Origin of the sequence: Providencia sp. PROV252, assembly GCF_033676005.1 — a bacterium.
Taxonomy (GTDB): domain Bacteria; phylum Pseudomonadota; class Gammaproteobacteria; order Enterobacterales; family Enterobacteriaceae; genus Providencia; species Providencia vermicola.
The window spans coordinates 161,363-177,011 of record NZ_CP096295.1; the positions used below are offsets into that span (position 1 = coordinate 161,363).

Genomic DNA, 15,649 nt, shown 5'->3' on the forward strand with positions numbered 1-15,649 from the left:
TGTATATCTACAAGGGTTTTTTATTACCACCCTATTTGTGGAGTTACCGTAATATCACATTCTTTTGAAGAACTTTGTCTGCATGAATCTTTCAATTTTTCAAAAGCGATTATGTATTCTTCAGCTGGCTTATACCCTTTAACCTTTGCTTTATTAATCAGAAAAATACCGAAATCAACATCTTTGGGAAATCCAGCACCATCTATATACATTGTTCCTAATGTAAATTCCGCCCTGGCAGAGCCTTGACCTGCGGCCTGGTGAAACCAATATCCTGCTAACCGATAGTTAACCTTACCGTTTTTTCCGAAGTAATAATGTAACGCAAGGGATTCCTGGGATTTAAGATGGTTTTGTTTGGCAGCTTTAAGAAATGATTGTTCTGCGAGGTCGAACTTACCCTCGTTCGAATACCGCCAACCTTCTTGATACAGATTTTCAAGATCGTTCGTGATTTGCGTGTGGGGGGGATTTGTATTTTGTTGCTGTGTATTTGCACCTAGGGCAGGAAGGCACAAGGAAAAAGTTAGCAGAGCAATGGCTGTCTTCTTCATAGAAACCTATTTGTTATTTTATTAATTAAATCAAACAGAGGATGCGAAGAACGTTAACAAATATTTCACTAATTGCAAGCAAGCGCATACAGAAAAGGCAGGTGGGTGGCCTGCCTTGGTGAGGGGGCTTGATGAGAGGGTAATTACGCTTCGGTATGGCTTTCGGTTTGCGTGGCTTCAGCTTCGCTTTGCTCTTTGTTCGCTGGGCTCGCAACATCTGCATTCTTGCCATTATTGTCGTTCAGTTCTTCGACAGTGGCCGATGCGTGCCGGTCAAGGGTGTTAACCATGTTGCGAATACTGTCGCGCAAGCGGGTTTTATAGTCATCCACTTCATCCTGATTAAACAGGTTGTTCAACCACAAGCGATCAAGCAGCGTTATCAGCTCATCGAAGCTACGGAACAAACGCACTACACGCATGGCATCAGGAGTACGTACTCGAATGCTGTAGTCGCGCGGGGCCGTATACGAAACCTCTTCAATACGACTCGTTCCAGAAGCCTCGGCCTCTTCAAGAACTTTAGTCAGCGTTGAAATGCCGAAGCTAATTTCTTTTTCTGGTCCCGCCAGGATTTCACTCACGGCTTTTTTGGTGCGGTCAATCGCCCCTTTTACACCGAGGCGTTCCAGTCCGGTGCTGTTAATGGTCAGATTAAACAGCGCCTTTGACATCAAATTGTAGTGGCGTTGCTGCATGCGAATACCTTCTTGCGTTTGCAGCTGGAACGGTACGGTGATCTCCGGGTTAGAGTATTCGCGGCGTTCGCGTGTAGGTGCCTGCCCTTTGTTTTGCGTAGGCTCCGGCGAACGTGTACGGTTGCCACGGTTGTTACGTTTGATTTGACCCTGCTTTGCGTTATCAGTCACTTTAGCCTTCTCTGTAGTTGCCATGATTTATCCTCACATTTAGTCGCATTTAAGCCTGACTATTTAGTCATACGAAAACGGTCAAGTCATGGGAAAAGGCCAGCATTTCGCGGAAGAAAAACAGTTCTTGATTTGACTGGTTATCTGAAGTAGGCTTTTGTAACAGCCTAGCTGATGGCCTACTCTCTTCTCAGCATAACTTCAAACGCGAACCCGTAACTTCGGTGTGAATATACCACCGCCCCCTGGTAGCCTAACTGGCTTTCCTCACGGGTTTCGCACGCCTAAATCAGGCCAGAGCATCTCTGACGTGTTCTTGTTCTTTGAACAAAACATGTCACCTTGCCGCCCTAGCAAAGGGTATTTTTGGATCTCAATCCAAACCAAAAAAATTGTTAACTTCCTCTTATCTCAACTCCTGCGTTTTGTCTGTGTCCGGACTTCGTTTTTACGATGTCTGTCGCTTTGTTTACATCCATTGAATCCTCACATTTCAGGGTGTTTCTCTGTGGCCGGACTTCGCATATAAATTTATGGTGAATATTATGTCTTCTTTCGAATTGCAAGGCTTTGTTTATATTGGCATGTTCCTCTCGTTGTTCTGGCGTCCTAAGAACGCTTCGTTCGTAGTGCCAGCTGGCATTGCTTTTTATATTTTCACGGCTGGATTTGTGCAATCCACTATTCCTTTAATCATTGCCTGTGGCTGTCTGACTCTGTCAGCTGTTGTTCTGGCTGTTCAAATCATGTCTCGTTTCTCTACTGAAGATGACGAACTTGATGAGTCTGACGATTCTGATGATTCCACCACTTCAAGCGCCAAGCGTCCTTCTCGCACTGTTATCACTGAGCACGAAGGTAAGTTGGTTTCTTTTGGTATGGCTCATTGGAAAAATGACCGTTCAAACGATATGTCCTTCTATGTTGAAATCGAAGGGCAAAATAAAGTTTGGGCTATTGGTCTTAAAAAAGCTGTCGAGAATTCTGGTGCTAAAATTGGTGACACTGTTGTTTTCTGGAAAGACTCCGAAGTGCGCACCAGTAAAGCTCAGGTTCTTGATCGCAAGGGTAATGTGACTGGTTATCGCGACCTTGAAACTGACAAACGTCGTGGTCTCTGGATCATGGAAGTTGTTAGCTGATATTCACTAATCTCTCTTAAACAAGCCCAGATTCCTGGGCTTTTAACTATTTTAAATCTATTAATTTCAAGGTGATTTATGATTATCATTAATGCTTCCACGTTCGAAAACTGTATTCGTTGTGGTAGTCCTTGTCAGTTGGAAGGCTTTGATGCTTCCCGCAATACCTATACCCTCAATTGTAATGATTGTGGATGGCATTGCTGTCACCATGAAGGTGCTGATGATTGCCCTCTTTGTATCAGTCAAAATGATGATATTGCACTTCGTGAATGCGGCGTTAAAAACCGGACTGAAGCTATCAAGTTGATGGCCAAAGTTAAATTCATGTTGGCTTCAGTAGCATGCAATATTGGTAAGAATCGATTGAGAAAAAAAGATCGTTCACGTCTAGAAGACGCATTCATGATCTTTGTCCATCTGGATGGAACGAGCTACTCCAATAGCTTTACCTATCGCGCCACCCTGGACTTCATTCATCGTCGATACCTTCAATTAGCTGCTGCGTATCATTGAGTTTCGAATGTTCTTCTATCATTTTTCATCTTAACCTCCCAAGAAACCCAGCCTATGCTGGGTTTTTTTTGCCTTTCGATTGACCCTTACGCTCCTATCGCTTACTCTGTTCTGGCGATTACATCGCATAACTTCCGGCAATAGCCCTTAACCAAAACACCTAATTTCGGCCACCAGCGCCTCTACGAATGAATCCCGCATTCATTCTCACGGCTTTTTCATGCCTACAAAACAGAATTCGACAGCCCGGTGCCCTATAAGGCTCCGGGCTTTTTGCTGCTCGTCGAACCGGTGTTTTTCCTCACGCTGAGGAATATCAGTGCGTCCAGTCACTCTACTGGCCATTGCAATACCCTTAACTTCCCTTCCTAAACAGACTGTACCTGAGATTTAACCTCAGGCTAGTCAGGCCTTTCCAGGCATAAACTTTCTAAATATTTTAAATCTATTAATTGAGGTATTAACTATGTTCTCCAAAGCTAAAGGTAAAGTAGCGATCGACCCTCGTTATACTCCCGCTAAAAACGGTAATGACTCTGTCATTTTTTTCCGTTTGGGTTGTGAAATGAAGATCAACTCGCAAAAAGTGATTGAGTTTTTCCCTATCAAGGCTTTCGGTAAAGTTGCTGATTTTCTCCACAATACCATCAAGAAAGACTCTGAGATCTCTATCGAAGCTATCGCTCGCACAGCTCGCTATGTGAAAGATGGTTCCGATGTTCAGCGTACTGAGTTCCATGCATTCTCCGTTCACGATATTGCGACCAACCTGGTCGTTGATACGCGAATTAATGATGCTAATCCTCAGTCTTACGTTGCTCCAATCACTGCTTCGACACCAACTCAACAACCACTGCGTTCGCCTGAATTACAGGCGCGTCTGGATGCTGAGTTAGTTGTTCAGAAGATGAGTTATGACGAAGTGAAAACGATCGGTAACAAGTTCCGTGCAGCACTCCAGCAAGCACAGAAAAGTGCCGCAGCCAAGAGAGAAGCCAAACAACAGCCGCCCGCTCAACAACCTACCGTTAAGCAAACTGTGACAGCTCGTAGCAGTGCGATCTTCGTACCTTCTACAAAGCCTACCGTCACAGACCAACTCATTGCAGCTCGTGCAATGGTTAGTAATGGCAGTTATTCCGATATGCGCGGTTAATACTCCGCAGTAAACGCCACTCGTTGAGTGGCGTTTTCATATCTGTTTGGTCAATTTTTAAATCTATTAAATATGAGGTACTACCATGTCTTATTCGAACAATGCCCGTCGCGCTTATGACAACAATAACGCGAAAAGAGCCAACACTGACATCACGGTCAGAGTTGACACAGTGACCCGTCACATGATGACTCTAGGTAGTCAGTTTGAAAAGGCTGCAATGCACCCACATATCTCTTTCCAGAGAGAGTGTGTGTTTGCCAAGCACATCATTAACAACAGTGACTATCTCACTGGTATTGCGTTAACTAACCCGCGTTCTTTCGAGACTGCGTTTTTACAGTTAGCGAGTTCCGGTTTGACACTCGACCCTGCACAGAAACAGGCATATCTGGTTCCACGCAATAATCGGGTGATCTTGGATGTCTCTTATCTCGGCCTGATCAAAATGGCTACAGATGAAGGACTCTGCCAAGACATTGTTGCTGAATTGGTGTTTGAGAATGATGCAGTATTTAAGCCACAAGGTCGTCGTAATAGTCCGATCCATGAGTTTGACCCATTTGCTAGCAAAGGGGATTTGATTCTGACGGTGACGGATAAAGGTACCTTAGGCGCTCGCGGTAACTTCCGTGGTGTCTATGTGGACTTTCTCATGCGAGATGGCCGCAACCTCGTTTACTTTGTAACTGTTGAAGATTTAGCCGCTGCTCGCGCAGTTTCTGAATCTTGGAAAAAAGTTGATAAAAGAGCATTATCTCCGTGGACAACATTCCCGTGGAAAATGGTTCTGAAATCCGCCCTTAAACAAACCGTTCATTTAATCCCAGGCAACCGAACTCGAATCAGCGCAGTGATTGATTATCTCAATACCTACGGTGAAGAAGGGTTCAAGTCTTCCGCTCATGTCCCTGTTGAAGCTGCTGCTGCTGAAATGGCTCAACGTCAAGCTGCTCAGGCTGCTAACAATGATGTTGCTTCATCTCAGCCTATTGTTGCTGACGACAGTGTTATTGAGGGTGAAATTGTTGCTCATGATGACGTCGCTCCCCCTGCGCAATCGGCCCAACCCGTTGAGAAGGCATCTCAGCCTGCGTCACAGGAAGCTCAGTCAGCTCCAGTTGATGTTCAACCCAAGTCTGATGCGGGTGGATCTCAGCCAGAAGAACTTCAAGTTCCGATGTCTGAAATTCCAGGTGTTCGTCAAAGCAGTTTCAAACGAATTGCGAAACTCGTTACCCGCGCAGAAAAAACGCTGGCTTACGAAACCATGATCGCCGAACTGAAAGACGCATTTTCTTTCAACGACAGCGAATTGGCTTACGCAAAACGTCAATTGGAACAATCGCGCCGTGACCTGCTCAGTACGAAAGTTTCTGAGTCAGTTCACATGTGTGATTTTGGGATCGCAAATGACTTTGTTAATCGTCTTGCTGACGGGGAGTTTAAAGCCAGTGCAGCCCAGTGGGTTTCTTCTGTTGAAGCTGAAACTAACTCCATGCAAGTGCTCTACTCTCAAGCTCTTCAGTCCGGTCAATTCGACGAACTTGAATCTGCCTTGAATTCAGTCAAACACAAAGGTCTCAAAGAGATGTTGTGCAACCTGATTTCAACAGCTAAAGCAGCATAAAACATAACCGGCATTTATTGCCGGTTTTTTAATTTTATAAATTTATTAATGGTGATCGTATGTCTGATTCAATCTGTGAAATTGTCGATATTGAACAAGGAACTCCAGAGTGGCACAAATGGCGTAGAACAGGTGTTACGGCAACATGCTCCCCAATTCTCTTGGGTGCGCCTGGAGCTATGAAAACGCCTTATCAGTTATACCTTCAGTATGCAGGCTTGCTTGCTTCTGAAGATCTATCTGCGATTAAGCAGGTGGATGCCGGTAACAAACTCGAAGCGCTTGCGCGGTCTTACTGCGAAAGTGAATTGGGGCAAATAGCCTCACCCTTTTGCGTTCGACATGCCAAGTACCCGTTCATGATAGCTTCGCTTGATGGACAGCTCGATGACCGTTCTGTACTGGAGATCAAGAATCTCTCAGAGAAAAAACATTTAGCTATCCTCGAACAAGGTTCAGCCTCGCCGGAATTTAAATATTACTTCTGGCAGGTGCAGCATCAGTTATTCGTAACAGGTGCCCCGCAAGCTTATCTTGTTTTCTGGTCCGCTAAAGATCAGCCGAAGATTTTCCTTATCAAACCTAACCAGGGCGCTTTCACACGTTTGTTTGCTGCATGCAAAGAGTTCTGGGAACGTTTAAATCAAAAGGTAGCTCCGGCTTTTGATAAACAGCAAGACATCCTGCTGGTTTCTGATGCCGATATTCTGGCCCAAACCAGTGAATTTACTGCTCCAGATGATCTCTCTGCTCGTATCGCTGACATCCGCCGTCAAGTTGCGAATGTCCGCGCCAAAGAAGCCGAGTTTGAAGCCGTGAAAGCCCAGTTGTCTAATCTTGAAGAAACGCTTAAGGCGTCGATTCAAGGTCTTGCAACAGGTCTTGGTTTCAAAAGCACAGACCCTGTCCGTATTGATGGGTTTGGTTTTCGCTATCTGGAAAGTAAAGTCAAAGGTCGCACTAACTGGAAAATGATCGCTGAGCGTCTTAATGTGACTGCTGAGCAATATCCGGACTGTGTGACTCAGGAGTCTCTTCGCTCCAGCCTGTCTGTCTATGAGTATGAAGCTTCCCCAGAGGACAGCGTTTATATTCCACCTGAAGCCATCAAACCTGTTGTGGCAGAAGGAGATGCACTCACCGGTGTTGAAGACAATGCCTTGTTGTTGTTTTAACTCTCTCACACCCGACTTCGGTCGGGTTTTTTCTTGTTGACCCAGCTGTAAGAATTGATTATTGTAGCGGTGCGGTACACACCGCCTAACTTCTGGCAACCTGCCCCTAAACACCTAATTTCGGCCATATCGCCATTCTGAATGCGTTTACTCTCATTCACACGGCACACGCATATCTGTACCAAATTCGATAGCCCGTTGCTTTTTAAGCAGCGGGTTTTTTTATGCGTCGAAAACGGTGTTTCGTTCTCAAGCTGAGAACAACAAGTGCCTCCAGTCACTCTACTGGAACTTTGCAATACCTTAAATCTCGCCTCTTTTCTGAGGCCTTAAACCTTTTAAATCTATTAATTTTAGGAGTCTCTCCATGTCCATCGTTAATCTGACTGCATATAAAGCATCCGACGCACAACGCGAAATGGGTGTGATTGATGTTGAACGTGACATTTCACAAATCATTCGTGAAAAACTCTCGTTCAATGACTGCCCCACCGTTTCGTTAATGCAGCAACGTGCCGACGAACTAGCAGATATCGCTTTGCTGCTGTGTTCCCGTCACCAGGCTGAAGGTGTTTTGGTTTATGCCAAAACCTACTTTATGCCAACCCTGATCACCGCGCTTTCCGAGCGTGGTATTACGGCGTTTGCCACTTATGCACCTAAGTCGATTGTCTGTGAACAAGGACAAATGAGTAGCCGGTATACACATTCCAATCTGGTTTGCTGTTCTCCTGCTGCTTAATTCGACGACTCTTCACTTTTAAATTCCCTAACTCTTTTAAATCTATCTAAATTATTGAGGTAATACATGTCTACTTTTAACACTACTCTAGCTGCTGATACCCTGGTTCGTAACGTCGCAATCTCTCCGGAATTATTCGGCGTTGTCATTCCAGAACACATGAAAGCGCAGGTTAAACCGTATGCTGGTTTCGCTGCGGATAATGCATTCAGTGCTGCCATCCCTAGCCGAAATGATCATTACGTGTTTGAGCCGTCTCTGCGTGCGTCTGTCCTGATGTGGATTAACTACCCTCAGGGTCAGTCGCTGTGGATCTCCGGCCCTACAGGCTGCGGTAAAACCAGTATTGTTGAGCAAGTTGCCGCTCGACTGAACTGGCCTTTGATGAAAACAACAGCTTCTCAGGATTTGGACATTAATAGTCTTGTCGGTGGTCTTCGTCTCGTTTGCGACACAATGACCGGTGATACCCGTACAGACTTCCTTTATGGTCCTCTGGCACTTGCTTACAAATTTGGCCTCATTTTCCTTTTGGATGAATACGACCAACTTGACCCAAGCTGTGCTAACGCTTTTAACGCGATCTTAGAAGGTGGGAATCTTGTTATTCCTGAAACCAACGAAGTGATCAAAAAGCATCCTAACTTCCGTTTTGTCGCTACAGCCAACTCGATCGGCCAAGGTGATTTAACGGGTGTCTATGGTGGTGTAAAAGTGCTGAACGTCGCGAACCTCGATCGCTATATGTTCATCAACGCGAATTACATGCCAAAAGACGTTGAAACCTCGTTAATCAAGAAGTTCATTTCAGATGAAGTGCTCGCAGGTAAGTTTGTTGAAATCGCTAACATCATTCGTAAGTTGTTTGTCGGCAGTGATATCGCTGGTGATTTTAATCAGTCCAATGACAGTTCTTCTGTCAAGGTATCCGCTGTTTCGCCAGACACGCGATTGTCTGTTACGTGCTCTACTCGCTCGCTGATTGCCTGGGTTGAACGTTTCTCGCTGATGAATAAGGCCAAAATGCCTGAAGCTCTGCAAGTTTCCTTCGACTTACAAATCGGTAACCGTGCCGGTGCTGATGATAAGCGTGCTCTGCATGCCATCCTCAAAGCGGTATTCGGTTAAACCTTGTTAACACCTCTCTAAATGCAATTCTCTAAATAAATAATGGCCCATTTCTGGGCCTTTTTAATATTTTAAATTTATAAATAAAAGGTAACTAATATGTCTACGAATAACCAAACTCACACTCAAGTTTTAGACCAATTAATCCTGGTTTCTCTTTCTGAGATTTCCTGCATTAGCGGCCGTAAAAAGCTGCAACGTCAAGACTTAGGTGAAAATGCCGAACTGCCACCAGAAGTCATGGTGTCTCTTGGTTCTAAGAAAGTGATTGACCCGCAGTTGATTAACCCGTTTGAACGCTTTAAGAACAAGGCTAAGAAAGCTTGTTTGTCCTACGGTGTTGCTTTCATGGGCGGCTATGCTGTCCCAACGGATAAGGTCAATGCACTCATCGATGAACTGAAGGATGTGAAGCAAGAGTTTTATGACTACAAAAAAGAATTTTTGAAGGCTGATTTTAATGGCTGGATTAATTCATTTGAGGAAAAGTATCGTGCAATCCTTGTGCGCGATGCCGCGATTGATATCGGCTATATGGATTCCCAAATTCAATTTGGGTTTACTGCGATTCATATCACTCCTTATGGCAATGCCATCATTCAAGATGGTTTTGCAAGTCAGGTAAAAAGTCTAGCAGATGAAGTCTATGAAGACGTTGCCTCCGTTGCTGACAAGTTCTTAAAGAACCTGAATAGCAAAGATGCAATCAGTCAACACACACTGAATCCGCTACGTCGTTCTGCTGAAAAACTTCGTACTCTGGCGTTTATTGACCCCAGTGTTGAAGGTCTGTGCGAGTACATGTCTCAAGTGCTTGATAACTTACCTTTGACAGGCAAAGTTACCGGTCAAGACTACAACAATGCATTATCCCTTCTAAACAACCTCCGCGATCCACAAGCTGCTAAGTCGTTTGTATCGTTGCTTTCAAATCCGCAAGCTGATTCTGGTTTGGATGCCTCTTTGGTTCTCGACGCCTCTTTTGAGTTGCCGACTACCGATTTGGTTTCTCCACCAGCACAACCTGCTTTGGAAACAACACCAGCCACTCCTGCTGACGTGGTTCCACACACGAACGCATTCGCTGTTGCTGAAACGATTGATGATAGCTTCTTGGCCGACCTGCCACTCGACTTGCCTCCGGCCGGTCCTGTTGCAGACCCGGTTGTTACAGTGGCTGATACGTCAAGCACTGTTGAAGTTAATCAGCCTGCTGGTTCTGTTGAAGTTGTTGATGATAGCGCGCTGCTGAGTTCTTTCGTCGTTCCTGCTGCCGCTGTCGATTTGAATGCCCCGGCTTCTGCTACTCCAGTTAATCTGGATTTTGCTGATACCGATTCAGACGATGGGATCATGATGTTCTAAATCTAAGGCCCCTTTACGGGCCTTTTTTAATTTCCTAAATATGGACTTGGTTATGCAAAAGTATCTTTTGTGCAACAACGAGTTACTTGTTGAGTTTAGTAAATACGGTGAGCAGCTTCCTATGGCTTTTGCTGTGTTGTTTGGTAATACCCTGCCCTGGCTTGGTGTTTCTGAAACTGATTTCGACATCCTCCGTTTAGGCCCGTCTCACTCTCTCTACCGCTTTACCTGGCAACAGGTACTGCAAAACGCCTCGGTGACTTTGGATAGCAAAACGTTTTTTTTACGTTTGGCTGACAACGGTGACCTTCGCACCTGTTTGAAACGTCCTTAACGACTCGTTTTCGTCCTTTTAAATTTATATTAAATCTATTGTGAGGTAAGTATGGGTATTTATAACTCTCTGCCCGTCGTTGCACGCGCCCTGAGCGATCAGCTCGGAGTGAATGTAACTGTTGGTGGTTCTACGGCTTGTGCTTCTCAGCAAGGTTCTTCATTCACTATCAACATTCCTTTCTATAAGGATGCTGAAAAATTGTCTGACGTCCTTCTGGGTTATTTGGTTCACGAAGCTGCGCATGTCAAATACACAGAATTTCCGATTCTGAAAGAAGACATTCCTGCTCGTGCCAAACAAGGCTACAACCCAAGTGTTCTTGGTAAGTTGGTAAACATAACCGAAGATCTTCGTATTGAACGTGCGATAGGTCGTCGCTTTCCCGGAGTGCCTTCATTTCTCAAAGCGTTAAATCACTTTGTTTTTAATGAGGACACGAAACCAACTGATGATCCTGCTGTAGCATTTATCAACGGTTTACTCTTGTGTGGTTTCAAACGGTATCACGCACTTAACATTCCTGTTGATCAAGCCCAATCAGACTTCATTCGCTTATTCGGACAAAACATGTTTGATACAGCGATGGACATTCTCGGTTTGGCGATTAACGCGCCTTCCATTGCCGACTGTCTGGATATTTCCTGTCGTCTTTACGATCTTGCAGTAGATGCTTTTAACGATAATCAACAAGACCAACATGATCTGCCTCCTGAGACCGGTGACGATTCACAATCCGAACCAAGCAGTGATAACTCACAGCCTGGCGAAGATAATGATAGTGCTGACTCTAATGTAGATGCTGGCGATGGCTCTTCTGACGGTCAATCGTCTCAAGGTACTTCCGCTCAGCCTGGTAATGAACCTGAAAATGGTGACAGCCCTGCTTCTGGCAGTGATGTTTCCACCAGCGTTTCTACCAGCTCAACACCGTCTAAATCAGACCATTCAGACCCTTTTGCCAATGTCACTGATGATAATCTCAACGAGGTTATTAAAGGTGCTGGTGAACGCTTGAATGACTGTATTAAAGACAACGTTTCTCCAAGTGAACGCACACCTGCTGCTACCCCGTTCGGTATTGCTCCGGCTAAGCGTCACGCAACCAGAGAAGCTTCGGTTCTCCGAGGTGTTCAGGCTGCGTCTGGCCTTCGTCAGTCAATGCACGGGCTACTACAAGGTATGCAACAAACTCGTCGTACACACAAAGAAACGGGTCGTGTTATGGATACGCGTCGGCTGACTTCGGCTCTTTTAGGAGAAACCAAGTTATTCCGACACAAATCTAAAGCTGTTGAGTTCAACTCTGCCTTTACTGTTCTGCTTGATTCAAGCAGTTCATTGGGTTCTGACATGGTTGAAGCTGAAGCCGCTGTTGTCTCCTTGCTCTTTGCGTTGGACGGCATCAAAGGTGTTTCGACTTCGGCCTATCATTTCCCACATGCCACCGCAAATAACGTTGGCTTGCTAAAAGCGCGTGAACAAAGCTTCCGGGCTGCGGTTAACGCTAAGCAATTTGGTATTAGCGCAAATGGTTGTACGCCACTGGAACAAGCTTTATGGCCTGCGTTCAGTGACTTGCTAAATGCGCGCGCTGATCGCCATGTCATGGTCGTGGTCACTGATGGTAAGCCCGATAACTCCGGGCCTGTTATTCAGATGGTTAATGACGCGAAAAAAGAAGGTGTGATTGTTATTGGTATTGGCTTCGGCGGTGCTAATTCAAACATTATGACTTCTCTATTCGATGATACTGGTGTTGCTGTAGGTTCTGTCTCTGCCCTTCGCGGAAAGCTTCTCGAAGTCTCCCGCAAAGCTTTAACTCGTTAATTTTAAAACCTTCCTAAACAAATCCTTAGCCTCCTGCTTTGCATGAGGCCGGGTTTTTAATTCCTAAATTTATTTTAAATCTATTAAAGGTGATCAAAATGACTATGTCCAAAAATGCATTTGCTCATGAAAATCAGCTGTCCTTCAACGAACTGTTTGAAGCTGACGACCGGACTTATGAAGCAATTTGCGCTGCCAAAGATGATCGTTATGAATTGCGTTATTCGCAACAGATGGCTTACGAAATTATTCGTGACTCTCTGTACATCATGACGGCCCCCAGAAGCAACGTTGAACAGCGTGTTGATGAAATTCTCTGGATCTTCTCTGATAAAAATCAGTCGGATCTGTGCTCTTTCACTAGCTGCTGCTTCTTCGCCAAACTGGACCCAGAAGAGACTCGTATGAGTGTTCTGCATCGCTGGAAGCATGACCTGGCTGAACAAGATCGTTTAATTCAGTCGAACCACTACGATGCGCCATCAAATATGGACTTCGTTGAATCACAGCGTCGCGGTTTCGAAAAATACAAGAAGGCGTTCTATCACTACTACCCGAACGAAGCTGCTCGGAAGTGTGCATAACCGCTTAAAGAATAACGCTGGCATTTGTCAGCGTTTTACTTTCTCTTGGAGATATTCATCATGGCTAAATATATTAATTTTGATACTTCTGTCGTTGAACCACAAAGCGGCTTTACCGTTGAAATGATTGATGACCTCATTGGTTACGTGCATGGCAATTCACCAAAGCGTAGTGTTAGTTTGTTTGAAAACCTACCCGTTTTTGAAGAGTCTTTCGTGATCAATACGTACCACCCAATGGCCCCGGATTCACTAGAAATACACTTCTTCCGTGATGAGACAGGTAATTGGTGGCCGTACATGACCGTTGATGCACTGTGTTTAGTGCATACGTTAACGACATACGGCTACGGTCTGATGGGCTCAGAGGGTTAAGCAATGCTGATACCTTATGTGTCTTTCACATCAAATAAACGGTCATATTTAATCCGCGAAACCTCAATTTCTCAGTCCTGGCCTGATAGTCGCCATGCTGATGTTGAGACCTTTGTGCTCTCTACTGGCAAAGTGCTTCGCGCCACCAACATTAAACGTTTTAACTTCATCGATATTGCTGCACATCAGGATCCTATTCCTGTCACAGTAAACGATAATATTAACTTCTGAAAAGCAAAGGCCCCGTAGCGGGCCTTTCGTTTTGGTGAACTGTATGAGTGCTTGTGCATTGATTGAATACAATAACGCTTCCGCGAAACTGCGTGGCGTTGTCGTTCCGGGTGATGAAGCTTGTATTAAATATGCTTTATCACGTTGGGCAGTGATTGCATTTCGTATCCGCAATACAGACGACAAATTCACCCGCATACCGGTTGAGGATTGGATGGAAGGCATTCAGGCAACTGTTAGCCCCTCCCCTGCTCGCGAACGCATTCTGGCCGCATTGGCTCGTTGCAAGCCCGGTATCTTTTAATTTTCTAAATTCATAAATCTATTAAAGAGGTACGTATGTCTCATTCTGTCGAATTGAGCATTTACGGATTCGTATCTGAAAAGATGCGCCTTTGGCCCACTTCTGATGTTCAGGAGCAAGCTGACTTGGCGTTAATTCATTCCGATATGTTAACTGTGAAATTGCTTAACGATCGTGGACTTGGCATTGCCAATACTGCGTTTGGTATTAATCAGAACGAATCCCAGGTATTAAAGCTGGCGACTCGTTTTGCGTATTGTTGTGCATGTGGCCGTTTCTCCGACCCTAGCCTTGACCTTCTCAAAAAAGAGATAGTCATGCTTGGCCGGAGTTTGTGTTCCAGGTTCTTCGACTCAACGATGGCTGAGGCTGTTCGTTTCGTGGCACATGAGCCCGAGTTCATGAAAGAACAATGTGTTTGGTAATCCTTACCCTTCATTTTTATCTACAGGAGTATTTCTCATGCGTTACGTTACCTCTGACAATAGCTACACCACAACTTTCCCTATCGCTGTTCGCAACATCCTTTTGGAAATTGTGCCCGTTGATGAAGAAGATTACTCGCGCGGTTCTGATTTACGCGATGATCTCGGTGTGGTGATTAATGAAGAAACCTATATTGACATCAATCATCGCTTTGCTGATTTGGAAGGCGAGGTTCGGACATTGCTTGCAATGAACCGAATTGGTGTTGGTACGGAATCGTTCAATGACCCTGACTGCCCTTCGCTGTCTGTTAATCAAGCATTATTGATTAACTTGGCGATGGACTTGAATGGGGTGATTCATACCAGTTTGTACCGGGATTTGTTTAAGAAAAACTCATTCTGCGCGCAGATGTTGGTGAGTATCGTGGAGATGGCTGAGGCTGTTTTGTCTGATAATGAAGAACCGGATGTTTTCAAAGATTCTCTCTTTGGTGGTATCTACTCTCGTTACACCATCGGTTTAAAAGCACACCTGTTTCACTAATTGCTTTTTTGCTGTCCACAAACTCTCTTTCACTGGTGATGTATGAAAAACATATTTAAATTCCTGCCGCTGATTCCTGCGGTAATCATTGTAGCTGCAACGGTATTTTTCAGCTTTGATGTCATGACTATGGTAGTTGTTATTGTTGTCATGTCTGTCATTGCTGCCGGTTGTGTTGCATTGGCCGCTTATTTCATCGTGCTCATCCTTCAGGATGTCTACGGTAAAATTATGAAACTGCGTCACTCTCTATAACTTCGATTTAACTTCCCCTCCGCACAACATCCTCGTTGTGCTTAACTTCCCTCAGTGAGCCCTAAAATGAAACTTAATACCCTTCGCTTCTTCTCTCTTGTTTTTACTGTTGCAATTGCTGTCATGGTGATTGTTTTCGGTAGTCACTTTGGCATCAAGGTGACAGAGGACTTTGTCATCAAAGTTCTTTTGATTGTCTCGATGCCGATCGCGTTTACTCGCAACAAGAGCAAATCGTAATTCCAGCCTAGGGTAACCACCCAAAACCCTGTCTTCGGACAGGGTTTTTTTTTGCTTTTTTTTACCAGCCATAACCGGAGCTGCATTCACAGACAACGGAAGGATGGTAAACAAAACGCAAGCACATGCGATTCCTTCAACCCTTTGAGAACACCGGTTTTTGGCCTCATTTTGCTGGCCTTTTTTGCCGTTTTCCTTGCCTGTGTATGACAAAATGACCGCTCATTGATTCATCAGATGAGGGATT

The 15,649-nt window shown here is 44.9% G+C and carries 20 protein-coding genes; 17 read left to right on the top strand and 3 right to left on the bottom strand.

Annotated features, from left to right (window positions below; genetic code table 11):
* Window positions 1-23 precede the first annotated feature (23 nt).
* Window positions 24-554: a tetratricopeptide repeat protein gene (locus tag M1F05_RS22130; protein ID WP_042847238.1), complete on the bottom strand. Its 531-nt coding sequence runs from the start codon at window positions 552-554 to the stop codon at window positions 24-26.
* 143 nt (window positions 555-697) lie between these two features.
* Window positions 698-1,447, bottom strand: coding sequence for an AcaB family transcriptional regulator (locus M1F05_RS22135; RefSeq protein ID WP_052219379.1), 750 nt, complete (start codon window positions 1,445-1,447; stop codon window positions 698-700).
* Between the two features lie 521 nt (window positions 1,448-1,968).
* Here M1F05_RS22135 and M1F05_RS22140 point away from each other — a divergent pair.
* The 17 genes from M1F05_RS22140 to M1F05_RS22220 all read left to right on the top strand — a co-directional run bounded on the left by M1F05_RS22140 (window position 1,969) and on the right by M1F05_RS22220 (window position 15,162).
* Window positions 1,969-2,565 (top strand): hypothetical protein, encoded by a 597-nt coding sequence (locus M1F05_RS22140; RefSeq protein WP_042847237.1) that lies wholly within the window; start codon window positions 1,969-1,971, stop codon window positions 2,563-2,565.
* Between the two features lie 78 nt (window positions 2,566-2,643).
* Window positions 2,644-3,081: a hypothetical protein gene (locus M1F05_RS22145; protein ID WP_042847236.1), complete on the top strand. Its 438-nt coding sequence runs from the start codon at window positions 2,644-2,646 to the stop codon at window positions 3,079-3,081.
* Window positions 3,082-3,547: 466 nt separating this feature from the next.
* Entirely contained in the window at window positions 3,548-4,237 is a 690-nt protein-coding gene (locus M1F05_RS22150) for a single-stranded DNA-binding protein (RefSeq protein WP_052219378.1), read from the top strand.
* Window positions 4,238-4,322: 85 nt separating this feature from the next.
* Window positions 4,323-5,867, top strand: coding sequence for a recombinase RecT (locus M1F05_RS22155; protein ID WP_042847235.1), 1,545 nt, complete (start codon window positions 4,323-4,325; stop codon window positions 5,865-5,867).
* Window positions 5,868-5,926: 59 nt separating this feature from the next.
* Window positions 5,927-7,042, top strand: coding sequence for a lambda-exonuclease family protein (locus M1F05_RS22160; RefSeq protein ID WP_052219377.1), 1,116 nt, complete (start codon window positions 5,927-5,929; stop codon window positions 7,040-7,042).
* Window positions 7,043-7,409: 367 nt separating this feature from the next.
* Window positions 7,410-7,784, top strand: coding sequence for a hypothetical protein (locus tag M1F05_RS22165; protein WP_042847234.1), 375 nt, complete (start codon window positions 7,410-7,412; stop codon window positions 7,782-7,784).
* Window positions 7,785-7,850: 66 nt separating this feature from the next.
* Window positions 7,851-8,912 carry an AAA family ATPase gene (locus M1F05_RS22170; protein WP_042847233.1) on the top strand — a complete coding sequence of 354 codons (1,062 nt, stop codon included), beginning with the start codon at window positions 7,851-7,853 and terminating at the stop codon, window positions 8,910-8,912.
* A 99-nt stretch (window positions 8,913-9,011) separates the two neighbouring features.
* Window positions 9,012-10,277: a DUF3150 domain-containing protein gene (locus tag M1F05_RS22175; RefSeq protein ID WP_052219376.1), complete on the top strand. Its 1,266-nt coding sequence runs from the start codon at window positions 9,012-9,014 to the stop codon at window positions 10,275-10,277.
* A gap of 52 nt (window positions 10,278-10,329) precedes the next feature.
* Window positions 10,330-10,611 (top strand): hypothetical protein, encoded by a 282-nt coding sequence (locus M1F05_RS22180; protein ID WP_042847232.1) that lies wholly within the window; start codon window positions 10,330-10,332, stop codon window positions 10,609-10,611.
* A 108-nt stretch (window positions 10,612-10,719) separates the two neighbouring features.
* Complete coding sequence (locus M1F05_RS22185; RefSeq protein ID WP_226617179.1) at window positions 10,720-12,441, top strand: VWA domain-containing protein; 1,722 nt, start codon at window positions 10,720-10,722, stop codon at window positions 12,439-12,441.
* A 98-nt stretch (window positions 12,442-12,539) separates the two neighbouring features.
* Entirely contained in the window at window positions 12,540-13,025 is a 486-nt protein-coding gene (locus M1F05_RS22190) for a hypothetical protein (RefSeq protein WP_042847230.1), read from the top strand.
* Window positions 13,026-13,085: 60 nt separating this feature from the next.
* Window positions 13,086-13,400 (top strand): hypothetical protein, encoded by a 315-nt coding sequence (locus M1F05_RS22195; protein WP_042847229.1) that lies wholly within the window; start codon window positions 13,086-13,088, stop codon window positions 13,398-13,400.
* 3 nt (window positions 13,401-13,403) lie between these two features.
* Window positions 13,404-13,631, top strand: a complete 228-nt coding sequence (locus tag M1F05_RS22200) for a hypothetical protein (protein ID WP_042847228.1) — start codon at window positions 13,404-13,406, stop codon at window positions 13,629-13,631.
* Window positions 13,632-13,674: 43 nt separating this feature from the next.
* Window positions 13,675-13,935 (top strand): hypothetical protein, encoded by a 261-nt coding sequence (locus M1F05_RS22205; protein ID WP_042847227.1) that lies wholly within the window; start codon window positions 13,675-13,677, stop codon window positions 13,933-13,935.
* Between the two features lie 35 nt (window positions 13,936-13,970).
* Complete coding sequence (locus M1F05_RS22210) at window positions 13,971-14,360, top strand: hypothetical protein (protein WP_042847226.1); 390 nt, start codon at window positions 13,971-13,973, stop codon at window positions 14,358-14,360.
* Between the two features lie 37 nt (window positions 14,361-14,397).
* Window positions 14,398-14,907, top strand: a complete 510-nt coding sequence (locus M1F05_RS22215; protein WP_042847225.1) for a hypothetical protein — start codon at window positions 14,398-14,400, stop codon at window positions 14,905-14,907.
* A 42-nt stretch (window positions 14,908-14,949) separates the two neighbouring features.
* Window positions 14,950-15,162, top strand: coding sequence for a hypothetical protein (locus M1F05_RS22220; protein WP_042847224.1), 213 nt, complete (start codon window positions 14,950-14,952; stop codon window positions 15,160-15,162).
* Window positions 15,163-15,213: 51 nt separating this feature from the next.
* On the opposite strand, the gene M1F05_RS22225 is transcribed toward M1F05_RS22220, so the two are convergent.
* Window positions 15,214-15,615, bottom strand: a complete 402-nt coding sequence (locus M1F05_RS22225; RefSeq protein WP_042847223.1) for a hypothetical protein — start codon at window positions 15,613-15,615, stop codon at window positions 15,214-15,216.
* Window positions 15,616-15,649: the final 34 nt, after the last annotated feature.